The sequence below is a fragment of the Rhodoferax fermentans genome (assembly GCF_002017865.1).
Lineage (GTDB): Bacteria > Pseudomonadota > Gammaproteobacteria > Burkholderiales > Burkholderiaceae_C > Rhodoferax > Rhodoferax fermentans.
Genome location: NZ_MTJN01000002.1, coordinates 1355675 through 1370660, shown reverse-complemented (window position 1 = coordinate 1370660; position 14986 = coordinate 1355675). Strand labels below are relative to the sequence as shown.

Here is a 14986-nt window from a genome sequence, read left to right as displayed (position 1 = left end):
AGATAAGCATGACTTACGGCGTTGAATTCAAAAATATCACCAAACGGTATGGCATCGACAAACGTGCACCGCTGGTGATCAAAGGGGTGGATTTCGAGATTGAGCAAGGCTCGCTCACCACCATTCTGGGACCCTCCGGCTGTGGCAAAACCACGGTCTTGCGGATGATCGCCGGGTTGGAGACTCCCACCAGCGGGCAGATTCTGATGCAGGGCAAGGATGTCACCACCCTCGGGCCGGCGGACCGCAATGTCAGCATGATGTTCCAGAGCTACGCGCTGTTCCCCCACATGAACGTGCTCGAGAACGTGATGTACGGCCTCAAGATGTCCGGCATCGAGAAGGGCGAGGCCGCCCGGCGTGCGGTAGAGACTTTGGGCAATGTCGGCCTGGTGGGGTATGACGACCGCCTGCCCAGCGAGTTGTCGGGTGGTCAGCAACAGCGTGTGGCGCTGGCGCGTGCCCTGGTGCTGGAACCGGGCGTTTTGCTGTTTGACGAGCCTTTGAGCAATCTGGATGCGCGCCTGCGCCGCGAGATGCGCGAGGAAATTCGCAGCTTGCAGCAGCGCTTGCACCTGACCGTGGCCTATGTCACCCACGACCAGAGTGAGGCGCTGGCCGTGAGTGACCAGATCATCGTGATGGACAACGGCCTGATTGCCCAGCGCGGCACGCCGCAGGACATGTACGAGCGCCCGGGCAGCGAGTTTGTCGCCGGTTTCATGGGTGAGGCGATGCTGTTTCCCGGGGTGGCCGATGCGGCGGGCTGGGTCCAGCTCGGGCCGCTGCAGATCCATTCGCGCCAGGCCGTGCCTGCGGGCCAGGTCAAGGTGGCGGTGCGGCCCGAGGCCTGGCACATCCACCACGATGGCAGTGGCCTGCCAGCCACCTTGCGCAAGCGGGCCTACCTGGGCAGTTTTTTTGAATACACCTTTGACACCACGCTCGGGCCGATTTTTGTGGTCTCGCCCGATTTGACCGATGTGCTGGCGCTGGGCGCCGAGGTGGGCCTGACACTCGCCGACCACGGCGTGTCGGTGGTGCAGGCCGCTTAAGTTGTCCGGACTCGCGTTTGCGCTGATCCTGGTCGGCGCACTGATCCACGCCGGGTGGAACATCGTTGCCAAGAAGGCGCAGGGGGATGCTCGGTTCACTTTTTTCAGCTGTTTCATCATGGCGGTGGTCTGGTCGCCGCTGGCGCTCTGGCTCGGCTGGGAGGTGATGCCGCTGTGGGGGCTGACCGAGTGGTTGTTCATCGCGGCCAGCGGTTTTGTGCACTGGGTGTACTTTGTCTGCCTGCTCACCGGCTACCGCAAAAGTGATTTGACCGTGGTCTACCCGCTGGCTCGCGGCAGCGGGCCGCTGTTGTCCTCGTTTGTCGCGGTGGTGGTGTTTGGTGAACGCTTAAGCACCTTGGGCGTCTTCGGCATTTTGGGTGTGGTGGTGGGCGTGTTCTTGATTGCCGGTGGGCCGGGGCTGTTCAAGGCGGCACACGACCCGGCGCGGCGTGAGCGGGTGTTGGCCGGGGTGTTCTGGGGGCTGCTGACCGGTGCCCTGATTGCCGCCTACACGGTGCTCGATGCCTATGCGGTCAAGGTGATTGCGCTGTCCCCTATCCTGTTTGACTACTGGTGCAACATCCTGCGCCTGCCGTATGCGGTGGTGCCGGTGCTGCGCAACCGGGCCGAGGCCTGGCGCCTGTGGCAGCAGCAGTGGCGCTACGCGCTGGTGGTGGCGGTGTTCAGCCCGATGGCTTATGTCTGTGTGTTGTTTGCAGTGCGTCTGGCACCGGTCAGCCATGTGGCACCGGCGCGTGAGGTCAGCATGTTGTTTGCGGCCTTGATTGGTGGGCACCTGCTCGGGGAGGGGGATCGGGGCTTGCGGATTGTGGGGGCGCTGGCGATTGCGCTGGGGGTGATGGCCCTGGCTTTGGGCTGAGCTATACAAGTTTTGTTATGGTTTGTGTCGTAGAAACTGTGGTAAGTGGGCGATGAAGTGGGGCCAAATGCCGTAATAATCCGTTCATGAACCAACTCAACGCCCTCAAACAATTCACCACCGTGGTTGCCGACACCGGCGACTTCAAGCAGATCGAGGCCTACCAGCCAACAGATGCCACCACCAACCCGTCCTTGATCCTCAAGGCCGTGCAAAAGGCCGAGTACCGGTCGCTGCTGACCGACACCGCCACCCGCTTCCAAGGCCGTGCGCTCGATGAAATCACCGACCGCCTGCTGGTGCGTTTTGGTTGCGAGATTTTGTCCATCGTGCCGGGCCGTGTCTCGACCGAAGTGGATGCCCGTTTGAGCTTTGACACCAATGCCACCATCACCCGTGCCGAGCGCATCATTGCGCTGTACCAGGCCGAAGGCATCCACATCGACCGCGTGCTGATCAAGGTCGCTTCCACCTGGGAAGGCATCCAGGCCGCTGCCGAGCTGGAGCGCCGTGGCATCCACACCAACCTGACCTTGTTGTTTGCGTTCTGCCAGGCCGTGGCCTGCGGTCAAGCCAAGGTGCAATTGATTTCGCCGTTTGTTGGCCGTATTTACGACTGGTACAAGAAGTCGGCTGGCGCAGCCTGGGTCGAAGCCGACAACACCGGCGCCAACGACCCCGGCGTCAAGTCGGTGGCGCAGATCTTCAACTACTACAAAAAGTTCGGCATCAAAACCGAGGTGATGGGTGCGAGTTTCCGCAACGTCGGCCAGATCACCGCCTTGGCCGGTTGTGACCTGCTGACGATCAGCCCCGACCTGCTGGCCACGCTGGCTGCCACCGACGAGCCGCTGGTCAAGGCACTGGACGCCCAGGCCGCACAGTCGCTGGACATGGATCCGGTGAATTTTGACGAAGCGTCCTTCCGCTTTGCGCTGAACCAGGACGCGATGGCCACCGAAAAACTGTCTGAGGGCATCCGTGCCTTCTGTGCCGACGCCGTCAAACTGGATCAACTCTTGCTCGGACATTAAGCATGAACACCACACGTTGCGACCGCACCCCCAGTTGGGCGGCGCTGCAGGCCCGCTTTGAAACCAGCGGGCGCAGTTTTGACCTGCGCCCCGAGTTTGCGGCGGACCCCCTGCGCTTTGCCAGCTTCAGCCAAAGTGCGCCGCACGTGTTTGCCGACCTGTCCAAAAACCTGATCGACGAGGCCACCCAGGCCTTGTTGCTCGATCTGGCGCGTGAAAGCGGTCTGGAGTCGCACCGCGATGCGATGTTTGCCGGGGCCAAGATCAACAGCACCGAGCAGCGTGCTGTGATGCACTGGTTATTGAGAAATCCGCCTCTGGCCCTGACGGATCAAGGGCGAGCAGATATCAAAAATGTAGCGACTGAGCTGGCGCAAGTGCACAGCACGCTGGACGCCATGCTGGCTTATGCCGAGGCTGTGCGGGCCGACGCCGACATCACCGACGTGGTGAACATCGGCATTGGTGGCTCCGACCTGGGGCCGCAGATGGCGGTGCTGGCGCTCGACGAATTTGTCACGCCGGGCAAACGTTTTCACTTTGTCTCGAATGTGGACGGGCATGAGCTGGCGGCGGTATTAAAGAAGGTCAAGGTCGAGAGCACCTTGTTCCTGATCGCCAGCAAAACCTTCACCACCATCGAGACCATGACCAATGCGCACAGCGCCAAGGCTTGGTTCGAGGCGCAGGGTGGCACCCACATCGCGCGGCATTTTGCGGCACTCACCACCAATGTGGCGGCCGCCAATAACTTTGGCATCAGCACCACCTTTGGTTTCTGGGACTGGGTGGGCGGGCGTTATTCAGTCTGGTCAGCCATTGGTCTGCCGCTCGCGATCGCCATTGGTGCACCCGGTTTCCGCGCGTTCTTGGCCGGTGCTCACGACATGGACGAGCATTTCCGCACCGCTCCGTTGGCGCAGAACCTGCCGGTGCGCCTGGGCCTGCTGGATGTCTGGTACCGCAACTTCCACGGCTTCACCAGCCGCAGTGTGGCGCCTTACCACTGTGCCCTGAAACGTTACCCGGCCTACCTGCAACAGCTGGAGATGGAAAGCAACGGCAAACGCGTGGACGCCAGCGGCGAAGCCTTGCCTTTTTCGACCTCTCCCGTGGTGTGGGGTGAACCCGGCACCAATGGCCAACACGCCTACTTCCAGATGCTGCACCAGGGCACCGACGTGGTGCCGGTGGAGTTTGTCGCGGTCAAGAAGCCGCTGCACAGCCTGCCCGGCCACCACACCCTGCTGCTGGCCAATGTGCTGGCCCAGGCGCAGGCGCTGATGCTCGGCAAGGCCGATGCGGGTGGCCACAAACATTTCACTGGCAACCGGCCCAGCACCTTCTTGTTGCTCGATGAACTGACCCCGACGTCGCTGGGTGCGCTGATTGCCTTGCAGGAACACCGCGTGTTTGTCTCGGGCAGCCTGTGGGGCATCAACAGCTTTGACCAGTGGGGTGTGGAGCTCGGCAAGGTCTTGGCCAAGGACGTCGAGGCGCGTCTGCTCAGTGGCGACACAGCGGGTCTGGACGGCTCCACCGCGGGCCTGCTGGCCCGTTTGCAGGCTTGACCACGCAGGCGGTGTTGTTGGACACAACACCGCGCTCTGCCAACGGCAGATGCCCGACCCGCCCGGCGCAGGCCTGGCAGCTTCCTGCCGTGGCCTTAACAAGGATGTGTTTGTGAACATTGTTTTTGACTTTGGTGCGGTGTTATTCACCTGGCAACCCGGCACCTTGCTGATGCAGACTTTTCCGCAGCGTGTGCGCACCTCCGACGAGGCCGCGCAGCTGGCGCACCAGGTGTTTGGCCATGCCGACTGGCACGACTTTGACCGTGGCCTGCTGGAGACCGATGCGGTGGTGGCACGCACCGCCCAGCGGCTGGACTTGCCGCAGCAGGACTTGGCGGCCCTGGTGCAGGGCATTGGGGAGCGCTTGACGGTGATGTCGGAGTCACTGGCGGTGTTGACGCAGTTGCACCAGCGCCGTCTGGCAGGCGATGGTGTGAGCGGTTTGTATTTCCTGTCGAACATGCCGGTGCTGTATGCCCGTTATCTGGAGCAACACCACCCGTTTTTGCAGTGGTTTGACGGCGGCATTTTTTCAGGGGATGTGTTGCAGATCAAACCGGACCCAGCCATTTACCAGCTGCTGCAAAGCCGCTACAGCCTGGCTCCCGATCAAACTGTGTTCATCGACGACCTCAAACACAACGTCACGACCGCCCAGTCACTGGGTTGGCACGGTATCCACTTCACTTCAGCGCAGCAGTTGCAGGCGGATCTGGCCCAGCTGGGGCTGTAGCGCTTCCTGGTGATCTGAGAGGCGGGTGTTCCCGCTGACGACCTGGCGTCCAATCAGGCGTGAAGTTTTAAGGGAAAATGGCCTCCAGCCCTTATCGTTCAAGGGTAAGCAGCTTCTGAAACCATAGTAAAAACCCCGCAAAGCTCGCGCTCTGCGGGGTTTTTTAGTTGGTGAGTCGAGCGCCACAAGAGCCACTCGACGCAGCATGAGGCTTCAGGCCTAGACGCAAGGGTGAAGACAGTACCTGCGGTACGGCAAACCCTTGCAACGACGGCCTGGAGCCTCAGGCAAGGAGCTCTTACATGCCCATGCCACCCATGCCGCCCATACCACCCATGTCAGGCATGCCGCCTGCAGGTGCGTCGTCCTTCGGGGACTCAGACACCATGCATTCGGTGGTCAACATCAGGGAAGCCACAGACGCTGCGTTTTGCAGGGCGGTGCGGGTCACCTTGGTTGGGTCCAGGATACCCATTTCGATCATGTCGCCATAGGTGTCGTTGGCAGCGTTGAAGCCGTAGTTGCCTTTACCAGCCAACACAGCGTTCACCACCACAGAGGCTTCGCCACCGGCGTTGAACACGATTTCGCGCAGAGGCGCTTCGATGGCCTTGAGCACCAGCTTGATGCCGGCGTCTTGGTCAGCGTTGTCACCCTTGATTTCGCCAGCAGCTTGCTTGGCGCGCAGCAAAGCCACGCCACCACCAGCCACAATGCCTTCTTCCACAGCAGCGCGAGTCGCGTGCAGGGCGTCTTCGACGCGGGCTTTCTTTTCCTTCATTTCGACTTCGGTGGCAGCGCCAACCTTGATCACTGCAACACCGCCGGCCAGCTTGGCTACGCGTTCTTGCAGTTTTTCACGGTCGTAGTCGGAAGTCGCTTCTTCGATTTGCACGCGCACTTGTTTGACGCGGGCTTCGATGTCAGCAGCGGGGCCAGCACCGTCGATGATGATGGTGTTTTCTTTGCCCACTTCGATGCGCTTGGCAGAACCGAGGTCAGCCAGAGTCACTTTTTCGAGTGTCAGGCCCACTTCTTCAGCGATGACCTTGCCACCGGTCAGGATGGCGATGTCTTCCAACATGGCCTTGCGACGGTCGCCAAAACCAGGCGCCTTGACAGCCACAACCTTCAAAATGCCACGGATGGTGTTCACCACCAGAGTTGCCAGGGCTTCGCCTTCGACATCTTCAGCAATGATCAACAGCGGACGGCCGCTCTTGGCGACTTGTTCCAGGGTGGGCAACAGGTCACGGATGTTGCTGATCTTCTTGTCGTACAACAGCACAAACGGGTTGTCCAGCAAAGCGGATTGCTTTTCTTGGCTGTTGATGAAGTAGGGCGACAGGTAACCACGGTCAAACTGCATGCCTTCAACGACGTCGAGTTCGTTTTGCAGGCTCTTGCCGTCTTCCACGGTGATCACGCCTTCTTTACCAACCTTGTCCATCGCGTTGGCGATGATTTCGCCAATGGAGGCGTCAGAGTTGGCAGAAATCGAGCCGACTTGGGCGATTTCCTTGGAGGTGGTGGTGGGCTTGGAAGCCTTCTTCAGCTCTTCGATCAGGGCGGTCACAGCCTTGTCGATGCCGCGCTTCAGGTCCATCGGGTTCATGCCGGCGGCCACGTATTTCATGCCTTCGCGCACAATGGCTTGGGCCAACACGGTAGCGGTGGTGGTGCCGTCGCCAGCGTTGTCAGACGTCTTGGAAGCCACTTCCTTGACCATCTGCGCACCCATGTTTTGCAGCTTGTCTTTGAGTTCAATTTCCTTGGCCACGGACACACCGTCCTTGGTCACGGTGGGGGCGCCGAACGAGCGCTCCAACACCACATTGCGGCCCTTGGGGCCCAGGGTCACTTTGACCGCGTTGGCCAAAATGTTCACGCCTTCAACCATGCGTGCGCGGGCTTCGCCGCCAAAAATAACGTCTTTTGCTGCCATGTTATGACTCCAGAATATTTAAGTGAAATGAGTCGCTAGCCCGCATGAATCAAGCGTGACCAGCTATCTATTTGGTATTGAGTGCTTACTTCTCGACGACTGCGAACAGGTCGTCTTCTTTCATGACCAACAGTTCGTCGCCATCGACCTTGACGGTCTGGCCGCTGTACTTGCCGAACAACACGCGGTCACCAACCTTCACGCTCATCGCGCCGAGTTCGCCCTTGTCGTTCTTCTTGCCAGGGCCAACGGCCAGCACTTCACCTTGATCAGGCTTTTCAGCAGCACTGTCAGGGATCACGATGCCAGAAGCGGTGCGGGTTTCGTTCTCAACGCGCTTGACAATCACGCGATCGTGCAGGGGACGAAGTTTCATAAAGATCTCCTAAAGTTTGAAACAAGGTTAAAACGCAAACGCCAGCTGTGGCAGCAGGCTGTTGTTGTCTTGAAGAGATGTGTGTTCATCACACCGTGCTGTTAGCACTCATCTCTATCGAGTGCTAATGATAAGGGCGTTTGAAAGCTTTTCAAGAGCTCTGTTGACATTTCCTGATGCCAATGGTGTGCTGAACTGTGCCAGGTCGCTCCTTTAAACTCTTGCCATGTCCAGCAACCATACCCTGCCCACGCTCCAAACTGCACCAGATAAGGGCAATGCCAGAACCGAGGCTGCCCTCAGGCGACTACGCCAGGCCATGGCCGATATTGAGAGGGACATTGACCAGCACCAAGGTATTTACCCGTTCAACCACGGACGGGTCACACAGTCCGAGCTGTGCCGACGTGCCGATGTCAAGAAAGCCACCTTGCAAAATCCACTGCACAAAGACAGCACACGTGTGGAGATCCTGAGCTGGCTGGAGGCTTTGGGTTCCCGATTGATCCTGAGCCGTGACAGCGTGCGGGAGCGCGTCACCGCGGTTGCGGATGACCTCGCTGCCGAGGTGCAGCGCTTGACGCTGGAGAATCAGGCCTTGCGCATGCGTCTTGCCGAATCCGAGCAGCTGATTGCCCAGCTGGGACAGGACAACACCGGGCGCAAGCATGAAACGGCGCCTGCAAGCCTGTCTGCGCTGGTTACCGCGATTGCTGAGCGTGAACACATGCCGCCGATTCCCCTGAACCCAGACCAATGCAAACCTGGCGTACAGCTGCGGCACTACAAGGGTGGGCTCTATACGGTGGTTGGCACCTGTCTGATCGAGGCGACGCTGGAACTGGGTGTGCTCTACAAGCCGCTTCAGGGTGACAAACAGGATACCGTTTGGATGCGTCCACTGGCTGACATGCAGGAGATGGTTTCAACAGAGAACGGGACCGTCCCGAGATTTGTGGTAATCGCCGAGGCCGAGTAGGGCGCTTCTTGCTCAAAATTGCGAGGGTGCAGACAGCGATGTGAACTGGTTGCGTCTGGGGCGCAAACCCTCCAAGAGGGTCACGCCAGCTCACTGAGTGGGCTGGCGTTCAGGCGGGCTTACACAGCCGATGGTTTAGCGCGAAACCCGCCTGCCGCAGGCTTACTTGTCCAGAGGGAAGTTGGAGCAACCGAGTTGGGCCGAGATGTCTTTGGCGGCGCCTTGCAGCATGGCCACAATTTCGTCCTTCTTGGAGTCGTCGTAGCGGAAGGTCGGGAATGAAATGCTGAACCCCGCGATCGGCCGGCTCAGGCGGTCAAAAATGGGCACACCCAGGCAGCGGATGTGGTCATCAAATTCTTCCCGGTCTTCGCCGAAACCCTGCGCCTTGACCTGCTGCAGTTCGGTCACAAACGCAGCAGCATCCACAATGGTTTTTTCCCGGAAACGCTTGAAATCTGCACCTTTCAAGATGCGGTCACGGCGCTCAGGGTCTTCCCAGGCCATCAAGACCTTGCCAATGGCGGTGCAATGCAGCGGCGCACGTCGTCCCACGCGGGAGTACATGCCCAGGTTGTGGCGCGAGTCCACTTTGTGGATGTAGATGATCTCGCTGTCGATCAAGGTGCCCAAGTGCACCGTTTCGCCGGTGATGTCGGCCATCATCTGCATGTGGTGTTTGGCCAGGTCGACCAGGTCGGGGAACTGCAGGGCTTTGGTGCCCAGCTCGAACATCTTCATGGTCAAACCATAACGTTCGCTGTCCTTTTCCTGTCTGACATAACCCACCGTCATCATGGTTTGCAAAAACCGGTAGACGGTTGCCTTGGGCATGGCCAAGCGCACAGACAGGTCAGAAATGCCGGTCTCGTTGTTTTCAGACAAGGCCTGCAGCAGAGCAAATACCTTGAGCACGGCCGCCACCGACTCAGGTTGCTTTACATCATAGGATTCATCAGCCATTTTGTTTTGATTCCCCTGGAAGTGTGTTTCAAATTGTATTCCTTACAGCCGAAGAAACTACCCAACCAAAGGGTTGGGTAGCCAACAAAGTGCAAGTTTTTGAGGTCACACCGTTTGAAGATCAGCTAATGGAACTGCAACGATGACGTTTGCAGGCGCTTGGCCCGGGTTGCGTCATTAACGTGCGAGCCAGCCACCGTCCACAGCCACGGTGTAGCCATTGATGTAGTCGGCAGCAGCCGATGACAAAAACACCACCGGGCCCGCCATGTCAGCGGGCACACCCCAGCGACCTGCCGGGATGCGATCCAGAATGGCTGTGCTGCGGGCTTCATCGGCGCGCAGGGCACTGGTGTTGTCGGTGGACATGTAGCCAGGGGCGATGGCGTTCACATTGATGCCATGTTTGGCCCATTCGTTGGCCAAGGCACGGGTGATGCCCATCACGCCGCTCTTGGAGGCGGTGTAGGACGGAACCCGCACGCCACCTTGATACGACAGCATGGATGCCACGTTGATGATCTTGCCACCTGTGCCTTGTGCGATGTACTGGCGTGCCACGGCTTGTGAGAAGAAGAATACCGACTTGAGGTTGAGGTCAACCACATCGTCCCAGTCTTTCTCGCTGAAGTTGATGGCATCTTCGCGGCGGATGATGCCGGCGTTGTTCACCAGAATGTCGATGCTGCCCGTCAGAGTCAGCGCTTGTTTCACCAGGCCGTCAATGCTGCTGACGTCTGACAAATTGGCACGCAGATCGAGAAAACGGCGGCCTGTGGCTTCAATCAGCGTGCGGGTGTCGTCCGGAGCAGCGACGTTGACGCCGACGATGTCGGCGCCAGCCTGCGCCAGTGCCAGCGCCATGCCTTGGCCCAAGCCAGTGTTGCAGCCAGTGACGATGGCAACGCGGCCATCCAGTTTGAAATTGTTCAAAATCATGTTGTTCCTTGTTGTGTTAAGCGGTTGGTTTAGCGAATGGCGCTCATCGGCACGTGATCCATGTCTTTAAAGACTTGGTTCTCGCCGACCATGCCCCAGATGAAGGTGTAGGCTTGGGTGCCCACGCCCGAGTGGATGGACCAGCTCGGGCTGATCACCGCTTGTTCGTTGTGAACAACGATGTGGCGGGTCTGAGTTGGTTCACCCATCATGTGGAACACTGCGGCGTTGTCGTTCATGTCGAAGTAGAAGTACACCTCCATGCGACGGTCATGGGTGTGGCAGGGCATGGTGTTCCACATGTTGCCGGGTTCCAGCTGGGTCAGGCCCATGGAGAGTTGGCAGGTCGGCAATACATCGGGCACCAGATACTTGTAGATGGTGCGGCGATTGCTGGTTTCCGGGGCGCCCAGCGTTTCAGGAGACGCCTGTGCCTGAGTGATCTTGCGGCTGGGGTAGCGGGTGTGTGCCGGTGCACAGTTGAAATACAGTTTGGCGGGGTGCGCAGCATCAACACTGGTGAACTCCAATTGCTTGGTGCCTTGGCCAATGTACAAGGCTTCACGCGAGCCGATCTCGAAAGTCTCGTCATCGGCCACCACGCGGGCAGCGCCGCCAATGTTGATCAGGCCCAGTTCCCGGCGTTGCAGGAAAAAGTCGGTACCGGTAAAACGGCCCAGCTCAGGTGAGAAGCGCACCGCTTGGTTGACGGGCATGATGCCGCCAACGATGATGCGGTCGATCTGGCTGTAGGTCAGAGTGGCCTCATTGGCTTTGAACAGATCTTCAACCAGAAATTGCTTGCGCAGGCCTTCGGTGTCAAGCGTGCGAACGTGGTCGCTGTGGATGGGTTGGCGAATTTCCATGGTTGCTCTCGATGTTGGCCTTGTGTGGCTCTGGGTTGGTTCAGGCTGCGGCAGAAATTGACGCAACTCACAACATTTATGAAATGCAGTTACTATTTATTGAACCGGCGTTTCAAATTGTTTGTTGAATGATACATTATCGGAAACGTCTTGTCCTGACAAGCTTCTATTTTTCTGTTCAAGCTTGCCTTTTTAACCACCGTGAGTACTGCAATGGAACATTACTTTGACAACGCCAACACCCCCTGGATCGAACTGGGTGATGGCATCCGGCGAAAAATTGTGGGTCATACGCCAGACCTGATGTCTGTGCTGGTTCAGTTCGACAAAGGGTCGATTGGCACCGCACATGCCCATGATGCGCATGACCAGATCGCCTTTGTCGTGGCGGGGTCCTTTGAAGTGGATGTGGCGGGTGTCAAGCGCACCTTGACCGCTGGTGATGCCTTTGTTGCACCAAAGCTGGTCTGGCATGGTGTGGTCTCGCTGGAGCAGGGCAGCATGCTGCTTGACCAGTTCTCACCGCGCCGGGACGACTTTCTCTAACAAGACGGCTGTCGCCAAAGTGCCTGCGGTGCTGTGCCGCATGAAGGCGGGTGACAACCACGTAAAACTCAAAGGATTTTTGACATGAATCATCAATACGATGTGGTGGCGCTGGGTGAGGCCATGGTGGAGTTCAACCAGATCCCACAGGGCGATGGCCGGATGTACTTGCAGGGTTTTGGCGGTGACACCTCCAACACCACCATTGCGGCCGCCCGGCAAGGCGCACGCTGTGCGTATGTGTCGCTGGTGGGCAGTGATGCGCTGGGTGACATGTGCCTGGCGCTTTGGAAGTCTGAGGGGGTGGACGTCAGTGCCGTGCACGTGCACAAAGATGCCCCCACAGGGGTCTATTTTGTGCACCATGACGCCGATGGCCACCATTTCTCCTACCTGCGCAAGGGCTCGGCCGCCAGCGGCATGCGGCCGTCAGACCTGTCGCCTGCCCTGATTGGCAACACCAAGTACCTGCATGTGACCGGGATCAGCCAGGCCATCAGCGCCAACGCCCATGAGACCGTGGCGGCTGCCATCGCCATGGCGCGTGCCGCTGGCGCCCGTGTGTCGTATGACCCCAACCTGCGATCTGCGCTGTGGTCGCTGGAAGATGCCCGGTCCACGGTCATCGAAACCATCGCTTTGGCAGACGAGTTTTTGCCAGGGCTGGAGGAGCTGTCCAAGCTGTCTGGCTTGCATGCCCCAGAAGACCTGATAGCCTGGGCCCATAAACAAGGCACCAAGGTGGTGGTCATGAAAATGGGCATCGAAGGTGTGATGGTGTCTGATGGCAAGCAGATTCAGAAGATCCCGGCTTTCCCGGTGAAGGCGGTGGATGCGACTGGTGCGGGTGACTGCTTCAACGGCGCCTATCTGGCGCGACGCGCGCGGGGTGAGGATGTCTTCGCCAGTGCCCGCTGGGCGGTGGCATCGGCGGCCTTGTCGACCCAAGGGTATGGTGCTGTGGCACCGCTGCCCACCGAAGCACGGGTGGCAGACTTCCTGAAGTCCTTTGCAGCAGCCCCCAAACCCTGATGACGGCAGGCGCCACGGCTTGTGTGGCGCCTGATTCTGAGGTCGGCAGGTTTTTGCCGAGTTATCCATAAAAATAGCACCTGGCCCTTATCGAATAAGGGGCAGGTGCTATTTTTTTTATATAAGCTGTTCGTGGGCTTCGTATCCAACCCACCCAAGCCCCCGACAAGCAGGCGCTTGGGCTGGTGGGGTGTTACCACCCCACCTTCAGCGTTTAGCGGATCACGCGGGCGCCTTTGCCCTTCATGGCCGCTTCCACTTCCTCAACACGCACCATGGAGGTGTCGCCAGGTGTGGTCATGGCCAGCGCGCCGTGGGCTGCACCGTATTCCACAGCAGCTTGCGGGCCCTTGCCTTCCAGGAAGCCATAGGCCAAGCCGGAAGCAAAACCGTCGCCACCACCCACGCGGTCATAAATTTCCAGGTTGTCGCGCTTCATCGACTGGTACAACTGGCCTTCGTAATACAGCAGGGCAGACCAATCGTTGAGCGTGGCGGTGGTTGCCTTGCGCAAGGTGGTTGCTGCGACCTTGAAGTTGGGGAACGCGGCTACGGCAGCCTGAATCATCTTCTTGAAACTGTCAGTTTCGATCTTGGTCAGGTGTTCGTCGGCGCCTTCCACTTCAAAGCCCAGGCAGGCGGTGAAGTCCTCTTCGTTGCCAATCATCACGTCGACGTATTTCGCAATGTGACGGTTGACGCGTTGTGCGCCTTCCTTGCCGCCTTGGCTCTTCCACAGGGATGCGCGGTAGTTCAGGTCATAAGCGACCACGGTACCGTACTTCTTGGCGACTTCCACCGCTTCAATCACGGCTTCGGCGGTGTTGCTGGCCAGTGCGGCAAAAATGCCACCGGTATGGAACCAACGCACACCTTCTTCACCAAACAGTTTTTCCCAGTTGACTTCACCGGGGCGGATCTGAGAGGCGGCAGAGTGGCCGCGGTCAGAACAACCCAGGGCCGGACGGACGCCAAAGCCTTTTTCGGTGAAGTTCAGACCGACGCGGGTGTTGTTGCCCAGACCGTCAAAATCACGCCAGATCAGGTGGCTCATGTCGACGCCACCTTGCATGATCAGGTCTTCCACCAGCCAACCCAAGTCGTTCTTGGGCAGGGCGGTCACAACAGCGGCGCGTTTGCCCCAGCATTTGCGCATGGCTCGGGCCACGTTGTATTCACCACCACCTTCCCAGACTTGAAAGCTGCGGGCATTGCGCACGCGGCCAAAGCCGGGGTCAAAACGCAGCATGACTTCGCCGAACGAAGCGCAATCCCATTTGGCTTCCGATGCGGGTTTGATAATAAGTGCGGACATTTTTTTCAATTCCTTCTTGACTGATTATTTGGCGGCCAGTTCGGCCTTGATGGAGGCGGCCAGCTCGACCGTCTTGCGCACGTTGTCTTCGATGCCTTTGTAATCCTTGGCGTCGAGCAGTTTCTTGGTGATCATGTTGGAGCCAATGCCACAGGCCACAATGCCGGCACCAAACCACTTGCGCAAAGACTCTTCGGTGGGTTCCACGCCGCCAGTGGGCATGATGCGGGTCCAGGGCATGGGGCCCATCACACTCTTGACAAAGTCGGGGCCACCCACGGACGAGCCAGGGAACACCTTGACGATTTCAACGCCCAACTCTTGCGCGTCACCGATTTCGGTGGCCGAGCCGCAGCCTGGGCTGTAGGGGATGCCACGGCGGTTACAAACCTTGGCCACATCAGCGTTCAGCAGCGGGCCAACCACAAACTTGGCGCCGTTGGCGATAAACAAGCCGGCGGTGGGTGCGTCCACGATCGAGCCTACACCCATGATCACCGATGGGTCAGCCTTGGCGAAGTGGCGGGTCACGTCCAGGAACACTTGTGCAGCGAAGTCACCACGGTTGGTGAACTCGACACACTTGGCGCCCGCGTTGGCGCAGGCCTGGATGACGTTGATACACAGTTCAACATCTGGGTGGTAAAAAACCGGGATGATGCTTTGTTTCATCATCGCCGAAAGGACTGCCATACGATCTTTTGATGCCATGCTTACGCTCCTAAAAAAACCTTGTTAAATAATGC

At 58.9% G+C, this 14986-nt stretch carries 15 protein-coding genes; 8 read left to right on the top strand and 7 right to left on the bottom strand.

The annotated features are described in order from the left end of the window. Nucleotides 1-8: 8 nt before the first annotated feature. From RF819_RS06680 to RF819_RS06660, 5 genes are all read left to right on the top strand, one after another. Nucleotides 9-1055 (top strand): ABC transporter ATP-binding protein, encoded by a 1047-nt coding sequence (locus RF819_RS06680; protein WP_078364259.1) that lies wholly within the window; start codon nucleotides 9-11, stop codon nucleotides 1053-1055. Between the two features lies 1 nt (nucleotide 1056). Then, nucleotides 1057-1938 carry an EamA family transporter gene (locus RF819_RS06675; RefSeq protein WP_078364258.1) on the top strand — a complete coding sequence of 294 codons (882 nt, stop codon included), beginning with the start codon at nucleotides 1057-1059 and terminating at the stop codon, nucleotides 1936-1938. Between the two features lie 86 nt (nucleotides 1939-2024). Continuing rightward, nucleotides 2025-2972: a transaldolase gene (tal, locus tag RF819_RS06670; protein WP_078364257.1), complete on the top strand. Its 948-nt coding sequence runs from the start codon at nucleotides 2025-2027 to the stop codon at nucleotides 2970-2972. Between the two features lie 2 nt (nucleotides 2973-2974). Continuing rightward, nucleotides 2975-4543 (top strand): glucose-6-phosphate isomerase, encoded by a 1569-nt coding sequence (gene pgi / locus RF819_RS06665; protein ID WP_078364256.1) that lies wholly within the window; start codon nucleotides 2975-2977, stop codon nucleotides 4541-4543. A 112-nt stretch (nucleotides 4544-4655) separates the two neighbouring features. Further along, nucleotides 4656-5279 (top strand): HAD family hydrolase, encoded by a 624-nt coding sequence (locus RF819_RS06660; RefSeq protein ID WP_078366810.1) that lies wholly within the window; start codon nucleotides 4656-4658, stop codon nucleotides 5277-5279. A gap of 298 nt (nucleotides 5280-5577) precedes the next feature. Here RF819_RS06660 and groL read toward each other — a convergent pair whose 3' ends face one another. Then, a complete protein-coding gene (gene groL / locus RF819_RS06655) occupies nucleotides 5578-7224 on the bottom strand; it encodes a chaperonin GroEL (RefSeq protein WP_078364255.1) in 1647 nt (548 codons plus the stop codon). 85 nt (nucleotides 7225-7309) lie between these two features. Further along, a complete protein-coding gene (locus tag RF819_RS06650; protein ID WP_078364254.1) occupies nucleotides 7310-7600 on the bottom strand; it encodes a co-chaperone GroES in 291 nt (96 codons plus the stop codon). Nucleotides 7601-7826: 226 nt separating this feature from the next. Here RF819_RS06650 and RF819_RS21475 point away from each other — a divergent pair, with 226 nt between their 5' ends. Further along, the gene (locus tag RF819_RS21475; protein WP_200224159.1) at nucleotides 7827-8579 is read left to right on the top strand and encodes a DUF1653 domain-containing protein; all 753 of its coding nucleotides are present in this window, start codon (nucleotides 7827-7829) and stop codon (nucleotides 8577-8579) included. 162 nt (nucleotides 8580-8741) lie between these two features. On the opposite strand, the gene kdgR is transcribed toward RF819_RS21475, so the two are convergent. The 3 genes from kdgR to kduI form a co-directional block, all read right to left on the bottom strand. Then, nucleotides 8742-9542 (bottom strand): DNA-binding transcriptional regulator KdgR, encoded by an 801-nt coding sequence (gene kdgR / locus RF819_RS06640; RefSeq protein WP_078364253.1) that lies wholly within the window; start codon nucleotides 9540-9542, stop codon nucleotides 8742-8744. A gap of 177 nt (nucleotides 9543-9719) precedes the next feature. Beyond that, nucleotides 9720-10481, bottom strand: coding sequence for a 2-dehydro-3-deoxy-D-gluconate 5-dehydrogenase KduD (gene kduD, locus RF819_RS06635; RefSeq protein ID WP_078364252.1), 762 nt, complete (start codon nucleotides 10479-10481; stop codon nucleotides 9720-9722). A 29-nt stretch (nucleotides 10482-10510) separates the two neighbouring features. Next, nucleotides 10511-11347 carry a 5-dehydro-4-deoxy-D-glucuronate isomerase gene (gene kduI / locus RF819_RS06630; RefSeq protein ID WP_078364251.1) on the bottom strand — a complete coding sequence of 279 codons (837 nt, stop codon included), beginning with the start codon at nucleotides 11345-11347 and terminating at the stop codon, nucleotides 10511-10513. A gap of 213 nt (nucleotides 11348-11560) precedes the next feature. On the opposite strand from kduI, the gene RF819_RS06625 reads away from it, so the two are divergent. Together RF819_RS06625 and RF819_RS06620 are read left to right on the top strand one after the other, a co-directional pair. Beyond that, the gene (locus tag RF819_RS06625) at nucleotides 11561-11893 is read left to right on the top strand and encodes a cupin domain-containing protein (RefSeq protein ID WP_078364250.1); all 333 of its coding nucleotides are present in this window, start codon (nucleotides 11561-11563) and stop codon (nucleotides 11891-11893) included. Nucleotides 11894-11977: 84 nt separating this feature from the next. Then, complete coding sequence (locus RF819_RS06620; RefSeq protein ID WP_078364249.1) at nucleotides 11978-12925, top strand: sugar kinase; 948 nt, start codon at nucleotides 11978-11980, stop codon at nucleotides 12923-12925. Nucleotides 12926-13139: 214 nt separating this feature from the next. Here RF819_RS06620 and RF819_RS06615 read toward each other — a convergent pair whose 3' ends face one another. Together RF819_RS06615 and RF819_RS06610 are read right to left on the bottom strand one after the other, a co-directional pair. After that, nucleotides 13140-14240 carry a sugar kinase gene (locus RF819_RS06615; protein ID WP_078366808.1) on the bottom strand — a complete coding sequence of 367 codons (1101 nt, stop codon included), beginning with the start codon at nucleotides 14238-14240 and terminating at the stop codon, nucleotides 13140-13142. A 24-nt stretch (nucleotides 14241-14264) separates the two neighbouring features. Then, nucleotides 14265-14951, bottom strand: a complete 687-nt coding sequence (locus RF819_RS06610; protein ID WP_078364248.1) for a bifunctional 4-hydroxy-2-oxoglutarate aldolase/2-dehydro-3-deoxy-phosphogluconate aldolase — start codon at nucleotides 14949-14951, stop codon at nucleotides 14265-14267. Nucleotides 14952-14986: the final 35 nt, after the last annotated feature.